Genomic DNA, 21,098 nt, shown 5'->3' with positions numbered 1-21,098 from the left:
GGTGACGACACGTGGAGTTCTGTATGTGCACTCCGCTCCGCGCGCGCTGTGCCCACACGTCGAGTGGGCTGTCGCGGGCGTGCTCGGTGCGCGTGTGAGCCTCGACTGGATCAGGCAGCCCGCGGCGCCGGGCACCTGGAGATCCGAATTCTCCTGGCAGGGCTCGGTGGGCACCGCCTCCAAGCTCGCCTCCGCCCTGCGCGGCTGGGATCTGCTGCGCTTCGAAGTCACGGCGGAGCCCTGCGCAAGCGCCGAGGGCGAGCGCTACAGCGCCACGCCCGAGCTCGGCATCTATCACGCCGTCACCGGCATCCACGGTGACATCCTCATCCCCGAGGACCGGCTCCGCGCCGCGCTGGCCCGCTCGCAGCGCGGCGAGAGCGATCTGGCGGCCGAGCTCGCCAAGCTCCTCGGCAAGCCCTGGGACGACGAACTCGAACCGTTCCGGTATGCGGGCGAGGGCGCGCCCGTGCGCTGGCTGCACCAAGTGGTCTGAGCCGTACCAAGTGGCTTGAGCCACGCGAAGGGGCCCCACCGATCGGTGGGGCCCCTTCGCGTACGTGCAGCGGGTTCAGCTGCGGCAGGCTCAGACGGTCCGGAACGCCAGGACGACGTTGTGGCCGCCGAAGCCGAACGAGTCGTTCAGCGCCGCGATCCTGCCCTCGGGCAGCGCGCGGGCCTCCCCGCGGACGATGTCCGCGTCGACCTCGGGGTCGAGGTTCTCGAGGTTGATCGTCGGCGGGGCGATGCGGTTCTTCAGCGCGAGGACCGTGGCCACGGTCTCCACGCCGCCCGCGCCACCGAGCAGGTGACCGGTCATCGACTTGGTGCTGGAGATCGCCATGTGGTCGACGTCGTCGCCGAACGCCTTGCGCAGCGCCTTGATCTCCGCGACGTCACCCTGCGGCGTCGAGGTCGCGTGCGCGTTCACGTGCGCCACCTCGGCGGGCTTGAGGTCCGTCGTGTCGAGCAGGTTCTGCAGCGCCGCGGCGATGCCGTTGCCGGACGGCTCGGGCTGCGTGATGTGGTGGGCGTCGGCCGAGATGCCCTGGCCGATGGCCTCCGCGTAGATCTTCGCGCCGCGGGCCTTGGCGTGCTCCTCGGACTCCAGGACGACGACACCGGCACCCTCGCCGAGCACGAAGCCGTTGCGGGAGGCGTCGTAGGGACGCGAGGCGCCCTGCGGATTGTCGTTGTCCTTGGACATCGCCATCATGTTGCCGAACGCGACGATCGGCAGCGGGTGGATCGCCGCCTCCGTGCCGCCCGCGACGACGACGTCGGCACGGCCGGTGCGGATCATCTCGATCGCGTAGCCGATGGCCTCGGCGCCCGAGGCGCAGGCCGACACCGGAGTGTGGACGCCCGCGTGGGCGCCCAGCTCGATGCCGACGTTGGCCGCCGGGGAGTTGGGCATCAGCATCGGCACGGTGTGCGGGGAGACGCGGCGTACGCCCTTCTCCTTGAGCACGTCGTACTGGTCCAGAAGCGTGGTCACGCCGCCGATGCCGGAGGCGATGACCGCGCCGAGACGGTGCGGGTCCACCGAGGTGTCCTCGCCCGCCTTGGCGGTGTATCCGGCGTCCGCCCAGGCCTCCTTGGCCGCGATCAGCGCGAACTGCGCCGACCGGTCCAGCTTGCGGGCCTGCGGGCGGGGGATGACCTCGCCCGGCTCCACGGCGATCTGACCGGCGATGCGGACGGGCAGCTCGGCTGCCCAGTCCTGCTCCAGCGTGCTGACGCCGGAGCGGCCCGCGAGCAGGCCCTCCCACGTCGACGCTGCGTCGCCACCCAGCGGTGTGGTTGCGCCGATACCGGTGACGACCACGGTGCGATTGGTCGAGTTCACAGGAAATTTCTCCACGGTGTTGAGGGGATCAGCGGCGCCACCGCCGGGTGGCGACAGAGCAACGGGCTGGGTCAGCCCTGGTGCTCGAGGATGTACTTGGTCGCGTCGCCGACCGTCTTGAGGTTCTTGACGTCGTCGTCCGGGATCTTCACGTCGAAGCGCTCTTCGGCGGCGACGACGACCTCGACCATGGACAGCGAGTCGACGTCCAGGTCGTCGGTGAAGGACTTGTCCAGCTGGACGTCCTCGACCGGGATGCCGGCGATCTCGTTGACGATCTCCGCGAGACCGGCGACGATCTCTTCCTGAGTGGCGGCCATGTTGGCGCTCCTTCTTATGTATCCAGAGGGTGTGGCGCCCGCCGCGGCAGCGGCAGGTTGGTTTCAGCGGTACGGATCGGATGATCCGGACGTGATGCCTAGGGGAGGGTAACGACCGTGGCGGCGTACACGAGACCCGCCCCGAAGCCGATGACGAGGGCAGTGTCGCCGCTCTTCGCCTCCCCGGTCGCCAGGAGCCGCTCCATCGCGAGCGGGATCGAGGCGGCCGAGGTGTTGCCGGTGGTGCGCACATCACGGGCGACCGTGACGTGTTCCGGCAGTTTCAGAGTCTTCACCATCGAGTCGATGATCCGCTCGTTGGCCTGGTGCGGAATGAAGACATCCAGGTCGTCCGCGGTGATTCCGGCCGCGTCCAGCGCCTGCTGGGCGACCTTCGCCATCTCGAACACGGCCCAGCGGAAGACCGCCTGACCCTCCTGCGTGATGGCAGGGTACTTGGCAGGCGCACCGCCGTTGCGGTACACGTCCCAGGGCTCGGTCTGCTTGATCGTCTCGGACTTGTCGCCCTCCGAGCCCCAGACCGTCGGGCCGATCCGCGGCTCCTTGGCGGGGCCCACGATCACGGCGCCGGCGCCGTCACCGAAGAGGAACGCCGTCGCGCGGTCGTGCAGGTCGGTGAGGTCGCTCAGCCGCTCCACGCCGATCACCAGGACGTACTCGGCGGAACCCTCGACGACCATGCCCTTGGCGAGGGTGAGGCCGTACCCGAAACCGGCGCAGCCCGCGGAGATGTCGAACGCGGCGGGCTTGCCCGCGCCGATCTTGTCCGCGATCTCGGTCGCGATGGCCGGGGTCTGCTTGAAGTGCGAGACGGTGGAGACGATCACGGCTCCGACCTGCTCGGGCGTGATGCCTGCGTCGGCGATCGCCTTGCCCGAGGCTTCGACGGACATCGCGGCCACGGTCTCCTCGTCGGAGGCCCAGTGGCGGGTCGCGATGCCGGAGCGGGAGCGGATCCACTCGTCGGACGAGTCGATCGTCTCGAGGATGACCTCGTTCGGCACGACACGGGTGGGACGGTAGCCGCCGACGCCCATGATCCGCGCGTACGGATGGCCTTGGCTGGCCTTGATCTTCGTCATGCGCAACGGCTCCTTGTCTGTCGTCGGCTCAGGAATGCTCGGCGACGAGCGCGCGGGCCGCGTCGAGGTCATCGGGGGTCTTCACCGCGAGCGTCTTGACGCCGGGCAGGGCACGCTTGGCCAGACCGGTCAGGGTACCGCCGGGGCACACCTCGACCAGCGCCGTCACGCCGAGCTCCTTGAAGGTCTCCATGCACAGGTCCCAGCGGACCGGGTTGGCCACCTGGCCGACCAGCCGGGAGATCACGTCGGCGCCGGTGGTGACCGTCTTGCCGTCGCGGTTCGAGACGTAGGTGAGCTTGGGGTCGGCGACGGTGAGACCTGCGGCGGCCTCCTCCAGACGCGTCACCGCGGGCGCCATGTGCTCGGTGTGGAACGCGCCCGCGACCTTGAGGGCGACGACCTTGCGGACGCCCTCGGGCTTGTCCTCCTGCAGCGCCGCGAGCTGCTCCAGGGTGCCTGCGGCAACGATCTGGCCTGCGCCGTTCACGTTCGCCGGGGTCAGCCCGAGCTTCTCCAGGTGCGGGACGGTGACGTCGGGGTCGCCGCCGAGCAGCGCGGCCATGCCGGTCTCGGTGACGGCGGCGGCATCGGCCATGGCCAGGCCACGGGTGCGGACCAGACCGAGGGCGTCGTCTTCGGCGATGACACCGGCGTACGCGGCCGCGGTGATCTCGCCGACGCTGTGCCCGGCGACGGCGCCCGGCGTGATGTCACCGAGTGCCGCGGCGGAGAGCAGACCGGCGGCCACGAGCAGCGGCTGGGCCACGGCCGTGTCACGGATCGCGTCCGCGTCGGCCTGGGTGCCGTAGTGGGCGAGGTCGAGCCCGATGGCGTCCGACCAGGCGGCGATGCGGTCGGCAGCACCGGGGAGGTCGAGCCAGGGGGTCAGGAAGCCGGGCGTCTGAGCGCCTTGGCCGGGAGCGACGAGTACGAGCACTCTTACACTCTCTCTTGTGGACGGTGGGAGCCGCCCGTGGGGACAGGGACGAAGAACAGCTGGGGGATTTGTAGGGGGCCGACAAACCCGCGGGCAAACCCTACGACTGGGGATCGGCGTCGGCCAGACGTCCCAGGATCAGCGCGATACGCAGCGTGAAAGCGGAGCGCACATCGGAAGGCGACCAACCGGTGACGTCAGTCACACGTCGGAGCCGGTAGCGCACGGTGTTCGGGTGTACGAAGAGCATTCTGGCCGCGCCTTCGAGGCTGCTGGCCTGTTCCAGATAGACGCTGAGCGTCTCCAGGAGCGCGGAGCCCGCTTCCTCCAGTGGTCTGTAGATCTCCTCCACCAACTGCTCGCGCGCCGCCGGATCCCCTGCCATCGCGCGTTCCGGCAGCAGATCGTCCGCGAGGACGGGCCTCGGGGCGTCCTGCCAGGCGGCGGAGGCCTTGAGCCCGGCGGCCGCGGCCTGCGCGGAACGGGTCGCGGCGAGCAGGTCGGGGACGATCGGTCCGGCCACCACGGGGCCCGCGGCATACGGCCCGATGAGGGACTTCGCCACATGCAGCGGATTGTCGTTACCGCCCGCGATGACGACCAGGCGGTCACCGAGGACGCCCGTGAGGACCTGCAGTTTCGCGTGCCGGGCGGCGCGGCGGATGGCCTCCACGGTGAGCTCGCTGTCGCCGTCGGGGGCCGTGCCGAGGACCACGCAGACGTGCTCGGGGGAGTTCCACCCGAGGGCGGCGGCGCGCGAGACGGCTCCCTCGTCGGCCTCTCCGGACAGCACCGCGTTCACGACCAGCGACTCGAGCCGGGCGTCCCAGGCACCGCGTGCCTCGGCGGCCTGTGCGTACACCTGCGCGGTGGCGAAGGCGATCTCGCGTGCGTAGACGAGCAGGGCCTCCCGCAGCACCGACTCGTCACCAGGGGCGGCGACCTCGTCGATCGCCGACTCCATGACCTCGATCGTCGTACGTACCATCTCCACGGTCTGGCGCAGGGTGATCGCCCTGGTCAGCTCGCGGGGCGCGGTGCCGAAGACGTCGGTGGAGATGGCCTGGGGCGCGTCCGGGTGCCGGAACCACTCGGTGAACGCGGCGATACCGGCCTGGGCGACCAGACCGATCCAGGAGCGGTTCTCCGGCGGCATCGCCCGGTACCAGGACAGCGTCTCGTCCATGCGCGCGATGGCCTGCGCCGCGAGGCTCCCGGACGACTTCTCCAGACGCTTCAGGGTCGCGGCATGGGCGTGGGCGGACCGGCGGGCGTCCTGATGGGCTTCGTTCGCTGAAGGTTCGGGCACGGGACAAGACTGCCTTATCGGGGCGGGGACGTGCGGTGCCGGGGCCAGGACCTGTCCTACCGTGGGGAGCGTGATTGATGTACGGCGCTCCGGCGACCGGTACCGCGGCGGGGAGACCGCGGCCGGTATCGAGTCCTTCCACGCCTTCTCCTTCGGCCCCCACTACGACCCCGACAACCTCCGCTTCGGCGCGGTCCTGGCCTGCAACGAAGAGCGACTCGCGCCCGGCGCGGGCTTCGACGAGCACCCGCACAGCCACACGGAGATCGTGACCTGGGTCGTCGAGGGCGAGCTCACCCACCGCGACTCGACGGGCCATGCGTCACTGGTCCGCCCCGGCGACGTCCAGCACCTCTCCGCGGCGGGCGGTGTCCGCCATGTGGAACGCAACGACGGCCCGGGCCCCCTCGTCTTCGTCCAGATGTGGCTGGCCCCCCTCTCACCGGGCGGCGACCCGTCCTACGAGGTGGTCCGCGGAATCGCCGACTCGACGCCGTACGCCGTGCCCGGCGCGGGCGCCCTCCTCCACGTACGACGCCTGACGACGGGGGAACGACTGGCAGTCCCTGACGCCCCGTTCGTATACGTCCACGTGGTGCACGGCGAACTGTCCCTGGCCGACGACCGACTGGGCCCCGGCGACTCCGCCCGCATCAGCGGGGAGCCGGCCCTGGAAGGGGTGGCGTCGGACCCCACGGAACTACTGATCTGGGAAATGACGAGCGCCCTTTAGTCGACGAGCGACCTTTAGTTACGGCTGGGTGCCGTCGGTCACCCGCGGAGCTCGGCGAGCACCGCGTCGGTGAACGGGGGCCACACCTCCGCGGCCCACGGCCCGAAGGGCCGGTCGGCGAGCGCGACACAGGCCGCCTGCGCATCGGGGTCGATCCACAGGAACGTCCCCGCCTGCCCGAAGTGCCCGAACGTCCGCGGCGACGACGAACTCCCCGTCCAGTGCGGCGCCTTGGAGTCCCGGATCTCGAACCCGAGCCCCCAGTCGTTGGGATTCTGGTGTCCGTACCCGGGAAGCACGCCCTTCAGCCCCGGGTACGTCACGGTCATCGCCGCGGCCACGGTCCGCGCGTCCAGCAACCGGGGCGCCTGCACCTCCGTCGCGAACCGCACCAGGTCGTCGACCGTCGACACCCCGTCCTTGGCGGGCGACAGCTCGCCCTCCAGCGTGGTGGCCGTCATCCCCAGCGGAACGAGAACCGCCTGCCGCAGATACTCCTCGAAAGGAATGTCCGTCGCCTTGGCGATGTGATCCCCCAGCACCTCGAACCCGGCGTTCGAGTACAGCCGCCGCGTCCCCGGCTCCGACGTCACCCGGTGCTCGTCGAACGCGAGCCCGCTGGTGTGTGCGAGCAGATGCCGGACCGTCGACCCCTCGGGCCCCGCGGGCTCGTCGAGCTCGATCGCCCCCTCCTCGTACGCGACGAGCGCCGCGTACGCAGCGAGGGGCTTGGTGACCGAGGCGAGTGCGAAACGCCGGTCCGTGGGGCCGTGCGTCCCCGCGACGGTGCCGTCCGCACGGACGACGGCCGCGGCAGCGGTGGGGACCGGCCAGTTCTCGATCAACGCCAGGCTCTGCATGCCCCCGAGCCTAAGCGCCCTACAGGTTCAGCCGCATCGAGGGGTCGGCCTTGCGCACGAAGCCGAGCGAGGCGTAGAGCGGCTCCGCCTCCGCCGACGCATTGAGGTCCACGCTGCCCGCCCCGCGCTCACGGAACCAGTCGAGCAGCACCTCCATCGCCGCCCGCGCATACCCCTTGCGCCGCTGGTCCGGGGCCGTGGCGACGCTGAACACGCAGCCGACCCTGCCGTGCGGATTGCCCGCCCGCCCGATCCGGTATTCGAGCGTCCCCACGACCAGCGCCGCGAGCCCTTCCGGCCGCTCCGGATGATCGACGACGAACGCGGCGAAGCTTCCCTCGGGCTCCGCGAGCCGACGCCGTACGGTCGTCAGGGACTCGGCATGCCAACTGGTGTCGGACTCGCCCCCGGAGCCCGCGGCAAAGACAGAGTCGATCATCACCTGCCTCAGTCTGATCAGTTCGGTGGCATCCTCTGGCGTGGCACGACGTACGAGACTCATGCCGGGACCGTAGTGACCACGGGGTGAGACGTCTCCTGAATTTCCTCCTGATCCGCTTGCTTGGAGTGCACTCCAAGGTCCTAGCGTGAGGGGCATGACGGTGATGGAGACCAGGACCGACGCGAGCGGGACCGCTGTCCGCGCGCCCGGACCGGCCGAGCCCCCGAGCCCGGACGGTCAGGACCACTACACGATCAGCGAAGTCGCCGCCCACACCGGTCTCTCCGCCTACACCCTGCGGTGGTACGAACGGATCGGCCTGATGCCGCACATCGACCGCTCCCACACGGGCCAGCGCCGCTACCGCAACCGCGACCTGAACTGGCTGGCCTTCGTCGGCAAGCTGCGCCTGACCGGGATGCCCGTGGCGGACATGGTGCGCTACGCGGAACTGGTCCGCGAGGGCCAGCACACCTTCCCCGAGCGCCAGGAACTCCTGGAGCAGACCCGACGCGACGTCCGCAACCGCATCGCGGAGCTGCAGGACACCCTCGCCGTCCTGGACTACAAGATCGAAAACTATGCGTGCGCCCGTATGGCGTCGGAGAGGCCCTGACTGATGACGGACAAGGCAATAGCGAAAGTGCGGCTCGGCACGGGCGGCCCCGAAGTCGGCGTCCAGGGCCTGGGCTGCATGGGCATGAGCTTCGCCTACGGCCCCACGGACACCGACCAGGCCAGGGCCACCCTGGACCGCGCCCTGGAACTGGGCGTCACCCTCTACGACACCGCCGACGTCTACGGCATGGGTGAGAACGAGAAGTTCCTGGCCCCCTTCCTCAAGGCCCACCGCGACGAGATCGTCCTCGCCACCAAGTTCGCCCTGGCCATCGACCCGGCGGAGCCGACGAAGCGGCGCATCGACAACAGCCCCGCGTACATCCGCTCCAGCGTCGACGCCAGCCTCCGCCGCCTGGGCACGGACGTCATCGACCTCTACTACATGCACCGACGCGACCCGAACGTCCCCATCGAGGAGACGGTCGGCGTGCTGTCCGAGCTCGTCGCCGCGGGCAAGGTCAAGCACGTCGGCCTGAGCGAAGTCACCGGCGGCGAACTGCGTGCCGCGCATGCCGTCCATCCCATCGCCGCCGTCCAGTCGGAGTGGTCCCTCTTCAGCCGCGACATCGAGCAGGGCGTCGTCCCCGCGGCCGCCGAACTGGGCGTGGCCCTCGTGTCCTACTCCCCGCTCGGCCGCGGTTTCCTCACCGGCTCCTTCGTCAGCGCCGACAAGGAACTCGGCGAGGACGACTTCCGTCGCCAGCAGCCCCGCTTCACCGGCGCCAACGCCACCGCCAACGCCGCCCTCCTGGCCCCCGTCCGCTCCGTCGCCGAAGCCCACGGAGCCAGCCTCGGCCAGGTCGCTCTGGCCTGGGTCCAGCAGCAGGCCGACGCCCATGGCCTGCCCGTCGTCCCGATCCCCGGCACCCGCAGGCCCACCCGGGTCGAGGAGAACACCGCGGCCACCCGCATCACCCTCACCGACAACGACCTCGCCGCCCTGTCCCCGATCGCCGCGGCCGTCGCGGGTGACCGCTACGCCGACATGACCTCCACTTCGGCGGGCCGCGAATAGCGACTGTCTCGGTGGGCCGGGCTGTGGGCTGAGCGCCTGCGTGGGGGCCTGTGTGGGCGCCTGCGTGGGTGGTCGGGGCCGGGGCCGGTGCCGGTGCCGAGGCCAGGGCATCCGTGCGGGTGACCCGGAAGGCTGCCAGGTCGCCGACGCGACCCCCGCGCTCACGCCCGCCCGCGCGTTCATGCCTGCCCGTGCGCTCACGCCCGCCCCCGTGCTCACGCCAACCCCCGTGCTCACGCCAACCCCCGTGCTCACGCCAACCCCCGTGCTCACGCCAGCCCCAGCGCGAAGACCGCGAAGCCTGCCGCCAGGAGTCCGGCGAGTGCGCGCCGCGCGCTTGACGCCCGCGTCCACGGGGCCTCGAACCCGCGCGCGTACCGGCCTATCAGGATCAGCAGCCCCGCGAAGACCGGAAGCCAGGCGACGCGCCCGGCCATCCAGCCGAACGTGTCGGGGCTGGTGGTCAGGCCGGGCACCCCGCCGAGGAACGATCCGGGCACCGCCGCCGTGAGCAGCGCGGTCTGGTGCCAGCACAGGATCGTCATCGCGGAGAGGTTGATGACGACGACCGGAGCCCACAGAGTCGGCCTGCGCAACAGCCTGCCGATGCGGTCCCGCAGGAGGATCGCCGCGCCGCTCTGCGCCGCGGCGAGAGCGAGGACCAGGAGCGACGGCGGGTGCGAGTTGGTGCGGGCCTCGCCGGGGACGCCGACCATCGACGCCGGGTAGTGGAAGAGGAGGAGCAGCGCGGCGAAGAGCGCGGTACCGCCCACCAGGAGCAGCCACGCACCCCGCTTCCCCAGCCTCTTCTCGCCCCAGCAGACGCCCAGTTGGTAGGCGAACAGCCAGCCCGGCAGCAGATTCAACAGGCTCAGCCAGGAGGGCATCGCCTCCGCATACGGGCCGTAGCGCAGGAAGTCGACGACGGCCACCGACCCGAGCAGCGGCACCGCGGCCCAGCCCTCCAACCGCTCCGCCGCGCGGATGCACCACGGGGTGAGGGCCGTGATCACCGCATAGACGCCCACGAACCACAGCGGCTGAATGACCAGCGTGGAGGCGGTGCGCAGGGTCGCACCGGGCACTCCCAGCGTGTACAGCGTCGAGATCAGTGCGGCCCACACGGCGGTCACGCCGAGGACCGGTCGGCCGAGCCGGGCGAGCCGCCCCCGCAGCCAGCCGCCCGTCGACTCGCCTCGCGCTCTGGCCCGGCGGTACGACAGCGTGGAGGCATAGCCGCCCACCAGGAAGAAGATGCCCAGCATCTGCAGCACCCAGCTGACCGGGGCGAGGAAGCCGAACGAGGCGAGCGGGCTGGTGTTGTGCAGGGCGCCGTCGGAGTCGAGGGTGAATCCGCCGAGGAGCCAGTGCCCGGTCGGGACGGCGAGCAGGGCGAGGGCACGCAGCCCGTCTATCGACCGGTCGCGGTGGGCGGGGGTCTTGGCGTCGATGGCGGACGCGGTGCCGCGCAGCGCGCTCAGGGGGCGCGGTGTGTTCGGGGCGCGTCGTGCGGTCGGGGCGAGTCGTGTGCTCGGGGCGGGAAGGCTCATGCCCGTGCTCCGATGGGAGTGGTGCCGTCGGCGGAGGCTTCTCCGTCGGCGATGAGGGCGAAGGCGCGCAGGGAGTCCGTGCCCGGGGCGAAGTAGCCGGTGTGGCCCTCGGCCTGCTCGGCCGGGACGCGGTGGGCGCCGAAGCCGGGGCCGGCCGGGTCCTCGCCGTGGCCGAGGCCGAACAGCTCGACGCTCGGCACGTTGTCGATCCAGTCGCTGTCGTCCTTGGCGGCCCAGACGCGTGCGGTGGTGTGCAGGTCGGAGACGCTGTCGGCGCGCATTCCCGGGGAGCCGAACACCACGAGGTCGGACGCGGGCAGCCGTGGTGCGGCGAGGCCGCACACCACCGAGCCGTAGCTGTGACAGAACACGGCGGGACGCGGGGCGCCGACGGCCGTCAGGCCTCGGGCGAAGCGGGCGAGGCGCGGCGCACCGGCCTCGGCCAGACGGCCCGTGGCGGCGTCGGGGCCGAGGCCGACCGGGGTGGTGTACCCGACCCAGGCGACCACGGCGGTGCGGGCGTCCGCTGCCGCGCGCAGGGAGTGGCCCATCCCCGCCGGTGTGCCGTACTTGTCGTTGCTGCGGTCGAAGGTGCTGAGGTCGATGTCGGAGCCCGGCACGACGACGGAGACGTGCTCGGCAGCGGTCAAGTCGCCGTACACTTCCGCGATTTGTCCGCGGCCTCGCGGGTCGAACGCCAGTATCTGCCGTCCGGGGGCCAGCAGTTCCTCGTAGCGCGCAACCAGGGAGCGGGCCCGCTCGTGGTCCTGGAGGGTGAGGTCGGGGTCGGTCGCTCGGGTGCGCTCGCGGGCGCGCTCGGATTTCAGATAGCGGGAGTTGGCCTCGTACCGGAGAGGGGTGGGGGCGCCGTCCAGGTTTCCAACGACGGACGGGTGGCGTGCGACCAGTTGCTGCTGCTGAGCGGGGCTCAACGAGTCGAAGAACGTGGCGATCCGGGCGGGGGAAGCGGTCGCCGGGTCGGGCAGGCGCATGTCCAGCGAACGGTCCGCCCGCCAGGAACTCGTGCCGGGCGGCGGGCCCGTGAGCGGCTGCTGTTCATTGCCGATGGCCCAGCCCGCCGTGCCCACCATGACGGTCGTCATGAGTGAGGCGGCGACGAGCGCCCTCTTGCTCCGTGCTTTCCAGGACCGAAGCCGCATGGCCTCTCTCCCTCCCCGCTTCGTGGCGCGCTGTGGCCTGACGAAGCGAAAAGTAGGGAGACGGTGGGCGGCGGCACGTCACACCGGGGAGCCAACTCGCAGGTGATACCGCGGTATGTCCGGGTGATACTCCGGTAGGGGGGTGGGGGTTACTGCTCGCCGGGTGTGACCAGCCCGGATTCATAGGCGAAGATCACGGCCTGGGCGCGATCCCGCAGGTCAAGCTTGCTCAGCACGCGGCCGATGTGAGTCTTCACCGTCTGCTCGGCGAGCACCAGGCGGTCGGCGATCTCCTGGTTGGACAGGCCGCGCGCGATCAGCGCCAGTACCTCGGTCTCACGCGGCGTCAGGCCGTTGAGGCGGAGGGCGTCCTTGCGGGGCGCGGGCCGCTGCGCGGCGAAGTCCGCGATCAGACGGCGGGTCACCGAGGGGGCGAGCAGGGCCTCGCCCGCCGCCACCACGCGTACGGCCGAGATGAGGTCGGCGGGCGGCGCGTCCTTGAGCAGGAACCCGGAGGCTCCGGCGCGCAGCGCCTCGTACACGTAGTCGTCCACGTCGAAGGTGGTGAGCATCAGCACCTTCGGCCGGTGCACCACGCCCGCCGACGGGTCCAACAGGATGCGGGCGGCGTTGAGTCCGTCCATCTCCGGCATGCGGACGTCCATCAGGACGATGTCGGGGTGCGTGCTGCGGCTGACCTCGACGCCCTTCTTGCCGTCCGGTGCCTCACCCACCACGTCGATGTCGCTCTGCGCCGCGAGCAGCGCGGCGAATCCCGCCCGCACCATGGCCTGGTCGTCGACGATGATCACGCGGATGGTCATGCGGTGCCGGAGTCCTTCGGGATGAGGGGGAGTTGGGCGGCCACGCGGAAGCCGCCGTCGGGCAGCGGACCGACGTCGACCGTGCCGCCGACCAACCGTACGCGCTCGCGCATGCCCACGAGCCCGTGCCCCGTGCCGCTGCCTTCCAGGTGGGCGGGTGGTGCGTCGGACGGGCCGTTGACGACGAGGATCAGGAGGTTCCGGGTGTCCAGGGTCAGCTTGATCGAGGTGCGTGCGCCCGGCGCGTGGCGCATCACGTTCGACAGGGCTTCCTGGACGATGCGGTAGGCGGACAGGTCCACGGCCGGGGTCACATTGGCCAGTTGCGTGAGGATCGACAGTTCGAGGTGCGACAGCTCGATCGGTACACCGGCCCGCACCGTAGCCTCGACCAGGTGTGGCAGTCTGTCCAGCCCCGGCTGGGGCGCCCGCTCACCGTCCGCGCCCTCACTGCGCAGCACCGAGAGGAGCCGCCGCATCTCGGTCAGCGATTCCCGTGCGCTCGCCGCGATGCTCTCGAACTCCTCGCACACCTCGTCGGGCAGGTCGTAGAGCCGATAGGGCGCGGAGTCGGCCTGGACGGTGATCACCGACATGTGGTGGGCGACGACATCGTGCAACTCGCGGGCGATGCGGGCCCGTTCCTCGAGGAGCGTGCGCTGGGCGCGCTCGGTCTCGCTGATGCTCTCCTGCTCGACGAGCCTGCGCCGGGCGTCGCCGCGCTCCTGCAGCAGCGCGCCGAGAAGCAGCACGGCGCCGCTGAGCACGGTCAGCAGCACACCGGTGTCCTGGCCGCCGTCGTCGCGGAACGCACTGAGCACCACGCCTGCGACCACGGTGACCAGCCAGATCCCGAGGAGCGTGCGGCGGCTCTCCCGCAGGGACAGCACGATGCACAGGAACATGTACCCCACGATGATCATGGGGGTCCAGGGCCCGGGACGGCTCGGATCCGCGTCCAGCGTCGCGACGGCCCCGAGGACGTCCGCGACGATCACGATCCACCACGCCATGAGCGGCCGGGTGACCGCGAGGAGCAGCGGCGCGGCCTGCGCCACGCCCAGGGCACCGGCGAGACCGCCGGCGACGCCGTAGTCGTGTGTCAGCACCTGGACGGTGACCGGGATGAGGACGGCGACGAAGGCGGCCGCGATGACCAGCGGCAGCATCCGCACCCAGCGCCTGGGCGCGTGCGCGAGCAGTGGCTCTGTCGGCCCCGAGGGCGCCGACAGAGCGGCCCCCGCAGTGCGCAGGCCGTCGAGGAGCGCCGTCGCGGTGCGGCGGAGGGCACCCGGGCACCCGTCCGGCTCGGACGCGGGACGGCGGGGCTCGTGATCGGGAGGCATCGGGTCGGGAGGTGGTGTCGGGGCGGGCGGCGTGGGAGGGGGAGATAGGGGATCGGGAGGTGTCGATGCGCTGCTCATGGCCTGATCAGAGTAGGTGTGTAGCCCTCGCCGTGGCGTCATACCGTGGAGCCGGACCGCGCCTCATACCCAGGTATCACCAGCGCCCTGCGGGTGGCACGCGCACCCGCAGGGATTACAGCTCCGCCAGCAGCTCGGTCTTCTTCATCGTGAACTCGTCGTCCGTGAGCAGGCCCGCCTGGTGCAGCTCGCCCAGGTGCCGGATGCGTTCGGCGATGTCCGCAGGATCGCGCCGCACGGACGGTGTGGCGGAGGCGCCGGTGCCGACACCGTCGGAGTTCAGGGCCGGGCCCGATGCGCGCACCGCGGCGAGGACCGACGCGGCGAACGGCAGCGACTCGTGGACCGGGCCGTAGCCGAGGCCGAAGACGACGGCCGCCGGGTCCTGGTCGGCCTGTCCGGGCTGCGCCACCGGCGTCTCGCGCCGCAGCAGGCGCAGATGGCCCTCGAACACCTCCGGCGAGCGCCACTCGATGCCGCTCAGGTCGGTGACGAGGAAGCTCTGGTCACCGGCCTTCCACTTAGCCGATGAGGCACCCGTCCAGAACCAGCGGAAGGCGACCAGCTTCCCGTCGAAGGTCGCCTTCCCGTCGTACGCCTTGAACTGCAGGGGCGCCTCGGGCGGCGCCACCAGATAGCGGTCGGCGGGCTCGCCGTCGTCGGCGGAGATCTGCGCGCGCAGCTCGTCCGCGTAGTACTCGGCGAGCGTCTCCCGCTCCGCGGGCAGCACCAAGCGGTACGGGTCGCAGCTCTCCTTGAGCTGCCCCGCCGCGGCCTCCATCAGAGGATCGGCGCCCGGTCTCGGCACGGCATGCAGAATCACGGTCCCGCGTTTGCCGGGGGAGAGCGTCACCGCCGAGATCGCCTCATGGGGGATGCGCCGTTCGCCGAGTGTCTGGAACAGCTTCGGCGTGCGGATTCCCCGTTCGAAGCGGATGAGCACAGAGTCGGACTCGAACTCCCAGGCGGCATGAAATCCGGCCAGAACATCACCCATGCGGCTCATCGTAGGCGGCACGAGCGCCTCCGTCCCTCCTGCGGCGGGCCGCTGTTTCATCGATTTCTACGCGCGTCAGGCCGCTGCCCCGCCGGAAATACCCTTCCGGCAGGCACCGTCCTCGCCCGCGCATCGCACCGCGTGGTACGAACCAGTCCCGATTTCTGCGAAGTTCCGCAGACTCTCCGTGCCCGGCTCGAAATAGCCGGTGTGCCCCTGCGCGCCTGCCGCGGACACCACACGCGCGCCGAACCCTTCGGCCACCGGGTCGGCGCCGTGGCCGAGCCCGCCGAACTCCATGTTCGGGACATCCTGAATCCAGTCGTCGCCGTCCCGGGTGGCCCAGATCCGGGCACCCGTACCCAGTTGGGAAGCCGAGTCGGCGCGCATGCCGGGGCTGCCCGCCACCGCGATGTCGGTGACCCGCGAGGGCAGGTCCCGCGCGGCCACACCGCACACCACGGAGCCGTAACTGTGGCAGTACAGCGCGACCGGCGTGCGGCCGGGCAGGCCGCGCACCATGGCTTCGAGGCGCGTGGCCCCGTCCTCGGCGCGCATCGCCGTGGCCGCGTCGACGCCGATCCCGACGGGTGCGGTGTAGTCGGCCCAGGCGATCACGGCGGTATGCGCGCGGGGGCTGACCGAGCGCTCCGCGCGGTAGAGCGATTTCGCCATGCCCACCGGCGCCGAGTACTTGCGGAACGTCCGCTCGAAGGTCAGCACGTTGGTGTCGACACCAGGCACGACGACGGAGACGCGACGGGCCTTGTCTATGTCTCCGAAGACCTCTGCCATGCGTCCGGAGCCCATGGGGTCGAAGGCGAGGACCTGGCGTCCCGGGCGCATCATGACGCCGAACCGCTTCATCCTGCGCTCGGCCTCCTGCTGCCCCAGGGGGGAGAGGCGCTTGTCGTGCATGCGCTCATGCTCGACCTTGCGGGCCTGCCCCAGGGCGATGTGGTTCGCGCGATAGCGAAGCGTGGCGGGCGCGCCGCTCATGTTGCCGACCGCGAGCGGGTAGCGGCCGGCGAGCCGGTTGCGCTGGTGCCCGTCGAGGGAGGCGAAGAAGCGGGCGAGCTTGCCGGAGGAAGCCTCGGGGTCGGGCAGTGGGTGCCCGTCGATGCTTCCCCGCTCCCAGGCGGAGAGCGCGGCTTGGAGCGGCGAGGCGTCGCCCTTGTTGTGGCGCACGGCGGTCCAGCCGGTGGTCGCAAGCATGACGAACACGACGGCCAGCGCGAGCAGAGCGCGCCATGCGTTGAGTTGAGGGGAGGAGTCGAAGGAAGTCACTACGGAACACCCTAGGAGAACCGTGATGCCTACCGTGCATCGCGTGAGACAGATCACGTTTCTGCAGGGGTAATTGAGGCATAGCGGGCGCGTCCGATGCCGCCCGGTCACGCTCTGTAAGTGGCGCACGGGTACGGTGCGACAGGGGTGACGGTGGCTCAGAGTGTACGTACGAACACGTAACGCGTGGGCGATTTCAGCTGGTTGAGGGTTACGCGGACGGTGCCGACGGGTGTGTGTGCCAGTCCTGCGCCAACGCGGGCCCCAAGTGGTCGAGATACCTCTCCGTGAGCTCGCGGATCGACTCCGGGCTGATGTCCTCGCCCGCGCCCCACAGGCGCCCCGTGATCCGCATGACGCCGCTGAACGCGGCCACCGCCACGCGCGGGCGCGGATCGCTGTCCAGGTCGAGTCCCTCGCGCTCGGCGACCACGCGGGCGACCTCGTCCTCCATCTCGATGGAGCGGCGCAGGTGGGCGGCGATCAGCGTGGGTGTCGACTCGATCATCTGGTAAGTGCGCATGTGGAGTTCGACCGGTACGACCTCCTCGATGGACTGCCCCATCGCCTCCCAGGTGCCGAGGACGGCGCCGCGCAGCGCCTCCAGCGGGGCTTCGTGGGCGGGGCGGTCGCGCACGGCCTGGACGAACCGCGACTCGATCATCTTCTGGACCGCGAAAGCGGCTTCCTGCTTGTTGGCGAAGTACCTGAAGAACGTGCGCTGCGAGACGTCGACCGCTTCGGCGATCTCGTCGACGGTCGTCTCCTCGTACCCCTTGGTCGTGAAGAGTTCGAGTGCCACGCGCAGGAGGGCGTCCCGGGTGCGCTGCTTCTTGCGCTCGCGCAGTCCCGGCCTGCCGACGGGCCCGGATGGGGCGTCCCCGGTGGCCTCCAGCTGCGCTTCCAAGGGGTCCGTCACTCGCTGCGTGGTCTTCACACCGTGGTCCTCTTTCTCGCCATTTTCCCAGTTCACCATACCTGTGAGCCACGTGACAGTTACCGACTTGTGAAATGGTTTGTCAACTGTCAGTCGCTGTCACTAATCTCGATCGCATGACTAGTCAGATCACCGTCGACAAGGCGGACAAGGCGCCGGAGCCCGTACCCGTTCCGGCCCCGGCCAAGGGGCTCCGTGGCCACCCCTGGCTGACGCTGTTCGCCGTTGCGATCGGCGTGATGATGGTCGCCCTCGACGGCACCATCGTGGCGATAGCCAACCCGGCCATCCAGAAGGATCTCGGCGCCACCTTCGCGGAAGTCCAATGGATCACCAACGGCTACTTCCTCGCGCTCGCCGTCGCGCTGATCACCGCGGGCAAGCTGGGTGACCGCTTCGGCCACCGGCAGACGTTCCTCGTCGGCGTGGTCGGCTTCGCCGCCGCCTCCGGCGCCATCGGCCTGTCGGACAGCATCGCGCTGGTGGTCACCTTCCGCGTGCTCCAGGGCCTCTTCGGGGCCCTGCTGATGCCCGCCGCGCTCGGCCTCCTCCGGGCCACGTTCCCGGCCGAGAAGCTCAACATGGCCATCGGCATCTGGGGCATGGTGATCGGTGCCTCCACGGCGGGTGGTCCGATCCTCGGCGGTCTTCTCGTCCAGCACGTCAGCTGGCAGTCGGTCTTCTTCATCAACGTGCCGGTCGGCATCATCGCTCTTGTACTCGGCGTGGTCATCCTCAAGGACCACCGCGCGGAGAACGCGCCGAAGTCCTTCGACATCGTCGGCATCGTGTTGCTCTCGGCGGCCATGTTCTGCCTGGTCTGGGCGCTCATCAAGGCCCCGGAATGGGGCTGGGGCGCCGGTATGACCTGGACGTTCATCGGTGTCTCCGTGGCGAGCTTCGCGCTTTTCGCGGTCTGGGAGTCGAAGGTCAAGGAACCGCTCATCCCGCTGACCCTGTTCCGTTCGGTGCCGTTGGCCGCGGGCGTGGTGCTGATGGTGCTCATGGCCATCGCGTTCATGGGCGGGCTGTTCTTCGTCACCTTCTACCTGCAGAACGTGCACGGGATGAGCCCCGTCGACAGCGGTCTGCACCTGCTGCCGCTCACCGGCATGATGATCATCGGCTCGCCGCTGGCGGGCGCGATGATCACCAAGATGGGCCCGCGCATCCCGCTGGCGGGCGGCATGCTGTGCACCGCCATCGCCATGTACGGCATGTCCACGCTGGAGGCAGGCACGGGCAGCGGCCTCATGTCGATCTGGTTCGCCCTCCTCGGCCTCGGCCTCGCCCCGGTGATGGTCGGCGCCACGGAGGTCATCGTGGGCAACGCGCCGATGGAGCTCTCCGGCGTCGCAGGCGGCCTCCAGCAGGCCGCGATGCAGATCGGCGGCAGCCTCGGCACGGCCGTCCTCGGCGCCGTCATGGCCTCGAAGGTCGACAGCGACCTGGCCGGCAACTGGGCCGAGGCGAAGCTTCCGCCGCTCAGCGAGGCCCAGCTCGACAAGGCGGCGGAGGCCGTCCAGGTCGGTGTGGCACCGGTGCCACCGAAGGCTCCGCCGTCCATCGCCGACCAGATCACCTCGGTCGCGCACGACACCTTCATGTCGGGCATGGGCATGGCCTGCCTGGTCGCCACCGGCGTCGCCGTGGTCGCGGTCTTCGTCGCGTTCCTGACCAAGCGCGGCGACAACGCCGAGGCGGGCGCGGGCGTCGGCCACATCTGAGACGCGAATCCGAGGCGCGAGCCCTCGGTGTCAGGGAAAGCCCCTCAGGGATAATCTGGGGGGCTTTCGCCTATCAGGGTGACGCACATTCGTACCCCTTCCGATGCCCCGGCCGACGGGTCCACAGTGCAGTCAGAAGATCCGCACGGCCCGGACGATCGAGCCGTGCGAGCGATACGTGGACAACTGCGCCACATCACACGGGGGTTGAGCAGATGCGTACGACCATGACCACGACCGTGGCCACGACCGTGACGGCAGCCGCACTCGCCGCGGTCATCCTCACACCGGTACACGCCGGAGCCGCCGCTCCGCCCACACTCCGCGGATGCGGTACGGGCGAGCTCTGTCTCTGGCAGAAGGCGGGGTTCAAGGGCGCCCGCCATACGTACGAGCTGTCGGACATCGACATCGAGAGTTGCACCGCGCTGCCGGAGGGGGGCAGCGCGGAGTCTCTCGCCAACCGCACGGGACGGCCGGTCACCGTGTACCAGTCGGGGGAGTGCGCGGAGACCGGCGAGTTCAACACGTACCCGGGCAGTGGCACTTGGGCGCCCGAATCGCCATACCGCGTACGGGCATTCAAAGTCTGGGAAAGCTGAACGAGGGTACCCGACGGAAAGGCCCGAACCGGCTGACAGAGGAGTGATGATGGCGGGCTTCGGACACACCACGCGCAAGCGCCCCGGCTCACGCGGCCGTACGTGGTCGCGGAGTCGGCCGGATCGCGCGTCGCTCGGGATCATGGGCGCCGTCTGCGCAATCGCCGGATTCTTCGTGCTGGGAATCATCCTCGGCCCGGTGGCGATTGCCTGCGGCTGGCTGGCCATGGGCCGAAGCTGGGCCGGTGCCCGCCCGGCGCCGGCTCTGGTGGCCCTGGTCCTGGGCGTGATTGACACGGTTCTCGCGCTGATATGGATAGCGGGGACGACCACGACGACCGGCATGTTCTGACACCGAACGGCTGGCCCTGAGAGCCGGGGCGGCTCTTACGCTCCGGCTCGGGACGCACCGGAACCACCTGTGCGGGTGTCATCCATGTCAGTACCACCCACACCACCCACACCTGCCCCCGAGCCGTCGTCCTCCGCCGCTCCGGGGCGGGGCACCACACCCGCACGCGCCCCCACGCCCGGCATCCCTGGCACGCCCGGCATCCCTGGCACGCCAGGCACCCCAGGCACGCCCGGCGCCCCCGGCGCCCCCGACAACGAAGCCACCTGCGTACGCAGCGCCCTCACCTCCGCCGTCAACGCCTCGATCGCGGCTGTCTGGCGCCGCTCCTCAACGTCGTCCTTATCGAAGCGGGCGATGAACCACGCCGCGATGTTCGCGGTGACCACACCGAGGAGCGCGATGCCCGACAGCATCAGACCGACCGCGAGCACCCTGCCGAGGCCCGTCGTGGGTGAGAGATCTCCGTAGCCGACCGTCGTCATGGTGGTGAAGGACCACCACACCGCGTCACCGAGCGTCTTGATGTTCCCGTTCGGTGACTCCCGCTCCACGGAGAGCACCGCCAGGGAACCGAACATCAACAGGCCCACCACCGAGCCCGCGACATACGTCGTCAGCTTGATCTGCGAAGCCATGCGGGCCCGTCGCCCGACGAGCGCCAGCGTGGAGACGAGCCGCAGCAGCCGCAGCGGCTGAATCATCGGAAGGAGCACGGCACACAGGTCCAGCCAGTGGGTGCGGACGAACTGCTTGCGGTTTCCGGAGAGGAAGAGACGTACGGAGTAGTCGACGGCGAACACGCCCCACACGGACCACTCCACCAACGAGCAGATTCTCGTCACGGACTTGCTCGCGTCGGGCGACACGATCGGCACGGCGTAGGCGACGGCGAATGCCACCGCGAGTACGAGCAGCGGGCGCTGGGTGCGCCGCTCCCAACGGGTCTGTGCCGATAGTTCCTTCATGGGCGCATCGTAGAAAGGCATCGCGGAAAAGCCGAAGGGCGACGGGACCCGAGTCCCGCCGCCCTCCGAATAAGGCTC

22 protein-coding genes are annotated in these 21,098 nt (G+C 70.4%); 7 read left to right on the top strand and 15 right to left on the bottom strand.

The features are described 5' to 3' along the window. The first annotated feature begins 1 nt into the window (after position 1). On the top strand, positions 2 to 496 hold the full coding sequence (locus AC068B_RS02290; protein ID WP_356261936.1) for a DUF3145 domain-containing protein: 495 nt from the start codon (positions 2 to 4) through the stop codon (positions 494 to 496). Positions 497 to 586: 90 nt separating this feature from the next. Here AC068B_RS02290 and fabF read toward each other — a convergent pair whose 3' ends face one another. The 5 genes from fabF to AC068B_RS02265 all read right to left on the bottom strand — a co-directional run bounded on the left by fabF (position 587) and on the right by AC068B_RS02265 (position 5,521). Continuing rightward, positions 587 to 1,849 carry a beta-ketoacyl-ACP synthase II gene (fabF, locus tag AC068B_RS02285; RefSeq protein ID WP_478668433.1) on the bottom strand — a complete coding sequence of 421 codons (1,263 nt, stop codon included), beginning with the start codon at positions 1,847 to 1,849 and terminating at the stop codon, positions 587 to 589. Positions 1,850 to 1,920: 71 nt separating this feature from the next. Continuing rightward, positions 1,921 to 2,169 carry an acyl carrier protein gene (locus AC068B_RS02280; protein WP_016642582.1) on the bottom strand — a complete coding sequence of 83 codons (249 nt, stop codon included), beginning with the start codon at positions 2,167 to 2,169 and terminating at the stop codon, positions 1,921 to 1,923. A gap of 98 nt (positions 2,170 to 2,267) precedes the next feature. Then, positions 2,268 to 3,272, bottom strand: a complete 1,005-nt coding sequence (locus AC068B_RS02275) for a beta-ketoacyl-ACP synthase 3 (protein WP_468559494.1) — start codon at positions 3,270 to 3,272, stop codon at positions 2,268 to 2,270. Between the two features lie 28 nt (positions 3,273 to 3,300). Continuing rightward, positions 3,301 to 4,212: an ACP S-malonyltransferase gene (locus tag AC068B_RS02270; RefSeq protein WP_478668432.1), complete on the bottom strand. Its 912-nt coding sequence runs from the start codon at positions 4,210 to 4,212 to the stop codon at positions 3,301 to 3,303. Between the two features lie 100 nt (positions 4,213 to 4,312). Further along, on the bottom strand, positions 4,313 to 5,521 hold the full coding sequence (locus AC068B_RS02265) for a PucR family transcriptional regulator (RefSeq protein WP_356261923.1): 1,209 nt from the start codon (positions 5,519 to 5,521) through the stop codon (positions 4,313 to 4,315). A gap of 70 nt (positions 5,522 to 5,591) precedes the next feature. Here AC068B_RS02265 and AC068B_RS02260 point away from each other — a divergent pair, with 70 nt between their 5' ends. Further along, positions 5,592 to 6,254, top strand: a complete 663-nt coding sequence (locus AC068B_RS02260; protein WP_478668430.1) for a pirin family protein — start codon at positions 5,592 to 5,594, stop codon at positions 6,252 to 6,254. 38 nt (positions 6,255 to 6,292) lie between these two features. Here the strand turns inward: AC068B_RS02260 and AC068B_RS02255 are convergent, their stop codons facing one another. Further along, positions 6,293 to 7,114 carry a serine hydrolase domain-containing protein gene (locus tag AC068B_RS02255; protein WP_478668429.1) on the bottom strand — a complete coding sequence of 274 codons (822 nt, stop codon included), beginning with the start codon at positions 7,112 to 7,114 and terminating at the stop codon, positions 6,293 to 6,295. 19 nt (positions 7,115 to 7,133) lie between these two features. Continuing rightward, positions 7,134 to 7,616 (bottom strand): GNAT family N-acetyltransferase, encoded by a 483-nt coding sequence (locus tag AC068B_RS02250; protein ID WP_478668428.1) that lies wholly within the window; start codon positions 7,614 to 7,616, stop codon positions 7,134 to 7,136. A gap of 94 nt (positions 7,617 to 7,710) precedes the next feature. Here AC068B_RS02250 and AC068B_RS02245 point away from each other — a divergent pair, with 94 nt between their 5' ends. Then, entirely contained in the window at positions 7,711 to 8,172 is a 462-nt protein-coding gene (locus AC068B_RS02245; protein WP_478668426.1) for a MerR family transcriptional regulator, read from the top strand. Positions 8,173 to 8,175: 3 nt separating this feature from the next. Next, complete coding sequence (locus AC068B_RS02240) at positions 8,176 to 9,192, top strand: aldo/keto reductase (RefSeq protein WP_478668425.1); 1,017 nt, start codon at positions 8,176 to 8,178, stop codon at positions 9,190 to 9,192. 269 nt (positions 9,193 to 9,461) lie between these two features. Here AC068B_RS02240 and AC068B_RS02235 read toward each other — a convergent pair whose 3' ends face one another. The 7 genes from AC068B_RS02235 to AC068B_RS02205 all read right to left on the bottom strand — a co-directional run bounded on the left by AC068B_RS02235 (position 9,462) and on the right by AC068B_RS02205 (position 17,329). Further along, positions 9,462 to 10,742: an acyltransferase family protein gene (locus AC068B_RS02235; RefSeq protein WP_478668423.1), complete on the bottom strand. Its 1,281-nt coding sequence runs from the start codon at positions 10,740 to 10,742 to the stop codon at positions 9,462 to 9,464. After that, complete coding sequence (locus tag AC068B_RS02230; protein WP_478668422.1) at positions 10,739 to 11,902, bottom strand: alpha/beta hydrolase; 1,164 nt, start codon at positions 11,900 to 11,902, stop codon at positions 10,739 to 10,741. The genes AC068B_RS02235 and AC068B_RS02230 overlap by 4 nt, the downstream gene beginning before the upstream one ends. A 149-nt stretch (positions 11,903 to 12,051) precedes the next feature. Next, on the bottom strand, positions 12,052 to 12,726 hold the full coding sequence (locus AC068B_RS02225; protein ID WP_478668421.1) for a response regulator: 675 nt from the start codon (positions 12,724 to 12,726) through the stop codon (positions 12,052 to 12,054). Further along, on the bottom strand, positions 12,723 to 14,072 hold the full coding sequence (locus AC068B_RS02220; protein ID WP_478668419.1) for a sensor histidine kinase: 1,350 nt from the start codon (positions 14,070 to 14,072) through the stop codon (positions 12,723 to 12,725). The genes AC068B_RS02225 and AC068B_RS02220 overlap by 4 nt, the downstream gene beginning before the upstream one ends. 193 nt (positions 14,073 to 14,265) lie before the next feature. Next, complete coding sequence (locus AC068B_RS02215) at positions 14,266 to 15,156, bottom strand: DUF4429 domain-containing protein (RefSeq protein ID WP_356262691.1); 891 nt, start codon at positions 15,154 to 15,156, stop codon at positions 14,266 to 14,268. Positions 15,157 to 15,222: 66 nt separating this feature from the next. Next, positions 15,223 to 16,434 (bottom strand): alpha/beta hydrolase, encoded by a 1,212-nt coding sequence (locus tag AC068B_RS02210; RefSeq protein WP_478668418.1) that lies wholly within the window; start codon positions 16,432 to 16,434, stop codon positions 15,223 to 15,225. 211 nt (positions 16,435 to 16,645) lie between these two features. After that, a complete protein-coding gene (locus tag AC068B_RS02205) occupies positions 16,646 to 17,329 on the bottom strand; it encodes a TetR/AcrR family transcriptional regulator (RefSeq protein WP_478669216.1) in 684 nt (227 codons plus the stop codon). Positions 17,330 to 17,487: 158 nt separating this feature from the next. Here AC068B_RS02205 and AC068B_RS02200 point away from each other — a divergent pair, with 158 nt between their 5' ends. The 3 genes from AC068B_RS02200 to AC068B_RS02190 all read left to right on the top strand — a co-directional run bounded on the left by AC068B_RS02200 (position 17,488) and on the right by AC068B_RS02190 (position 20,052). After that, positions 17,488 to 19,098, top strand: coding sequence for an MFS transporter (locus tag AC068B_RS02200; protein ID WP_478668416.1), 1,611 nt, complete (start codon positions 17,488 to 17,490; stop codon positions 19,096 to 19,098). A 215-nt stretch (positions 19,099 to 19,313) separates the two neighbouring features. Further along, complete coding sequence (locus tag AC068B_RS02195) at positions 19,314 to 19,700, top strand: peptidase inhibitor family I36 protein (RefSeq protein ID WP_478668415.1); 387 nt, start codon at positions 19,314 to 19,316, stop codon at positions 19,698 to 19,700. 46 nt (positions 19,701 to 19,746) lie between these two features. Beyond that, complete coding sequence (locus tag AC068B_RS02190; protein WP_478668413.1) at positions 19,747 to 20,052, top strand: small hydrophobic protein; 306 nt, start codon at positions 19,747 to 19,749, stop codon at positions 20,050 to 20,052. Between the two features lie 35 nt (positions 20,053 to 20,087). Here AC068B_RS02190 and AC068B_RS02185 read toward each other — a convergent pair whose 3' ends face one another. Then, positions 20,088 to 21,020 carry a potassium channel family protein gene (locus tag AC068B_RS02185; RefSeq protein ID WP_478668412.1) on the bottom strand — a complete coding sequence of 311 codons (933 nt, stop codon included), beginning with the start codon at positions 21,018 to 21,020 and terminating at the stop codon, positions 20,088 to 20,090. Positions 21,021 to 21,098: the final 78 nt, after the last annotated feature.

The organism is Streptomyces sp. NPDC042371 (genome assembly GCF_056437465.1).
This window is presented reverse-complemented; position numbering and strand designations above follow the sequence as displayed.

What these genes read in the sequence shown, in the direction of transcription:
- AC068B_RS02280 (WP_016642582.1), bottom strand. Translation starts at nt 2,169, where the DNA reads ATGGCCGCCACTCAGGAAGAGATCGTCGCCGGTCTCGCGGAGATCGTC.
- AC068B_RS02275 (WP_468559494.1), bottom strand. Translation starts at nt 3,272, where the DNA reads ATGACGAAGATCAAGGCCAGCCAAGGCCATCCGTACGCGCGGATCATG.
- AC068B_RS02255 (WP_478668429.1), bottom strand. Translation starts at nt 7,114, where the DNA reads ATGCAGAGCCTGGCGTTGATCGAGAACTGGCCGGTCCCCACCGCTGCC.
- AC068B_RS02250 (WP_478668428.1), bottom strand. Translation starts at nt 7,616, where the DNA reads ATGAGTCTCGTACGTCGTGCCACGCCAGAGGATGCCACCGAACTGATC.
- AC068B_RS02245 (WP_478668426.1), top strand. Translation starts at nt 7,711, where the DNA reads ATGACGGTGATGGAGACCAGGACCGACGCGAGCGGGACCGCTGTCCGC.
- AC068B_RS02240 (WP_478668425.1), top strand. Translation starts at nt 8,176, where the DNA reads ATGACGGACAAGGCAATAGCGAAAGTGCGGCTCGGCACGGGCGGCCCC.
- AC068B_RS02235 (WP_478668423.1), bottom strand. Translation starts at nt 10,742, where the DNA reads ATGAGCCTTCCCGCCCCGAGCACACGACTCGCCCCGACCGCACGACGC.
- AC068B_RS02230 (WP_478668422.1), bottom strand. Translation starts at nt 11,902, where the DNA reads ATGCGGCTTCGGTCCTGGAAAGCACGGAGCAAGAGGGCGCTCGTCGCC.
- AC068B_RS02225 (WP_478668421.1), bottom strand. Translation starts at nt 12,726, where the DNA reads ATGACCATCCGCGTGATCATCGTCGACGACCAGGCCATGGTGCGGGCG.
- AC068B_RS02220 (WP_478668419.1), bottom strand. Translation starts at nt 14,072, where the DNA reads ATGCCTCCCGATCACGAGCCCCGCCGTCCCGCGTCCGAGCCGGACGGG.
- AC068B_RS02215 (WP_356262691.1), bottom strand. Translation starts at nt 15,156, where the DNA reads ATGAGCCGCATGGGTGATGTTCTGGCCGGATTTCATGCCGCCTGGGAG.
- AC068B_RS02200 (WP_478668416.1), top strand. Translation starts at nt 17,488, where the DNA reads ATGACTAGTCAGATCACCGTCGACAAGGCGGACAAGGCGCCGGAGCCC.
- AC068B_RS02195 (WP_478668415.1), top strand. Translation starts at nt 19,314, where the DNA reads ATGCGTACGACCATGACCACGACCGTGGCCACGACCGTGACGGCAGCC.
- AC068B_RS02190 (WP_478668413.1), top strand. Translation starts at nt 19,747, where the DNA reads ATGATGGCGGGCTTCGGACACACCACGCGCAAGCGCCCCGGCTCACGC.
- AC068B_RS02185 (WP_478668412.1), bottom strand. Translation starts at nt 21,020, where the DNA reads ATGAAGGAACTATCGGCACAGACCCGTTGGGAGCGGCGCACCCAGCGC.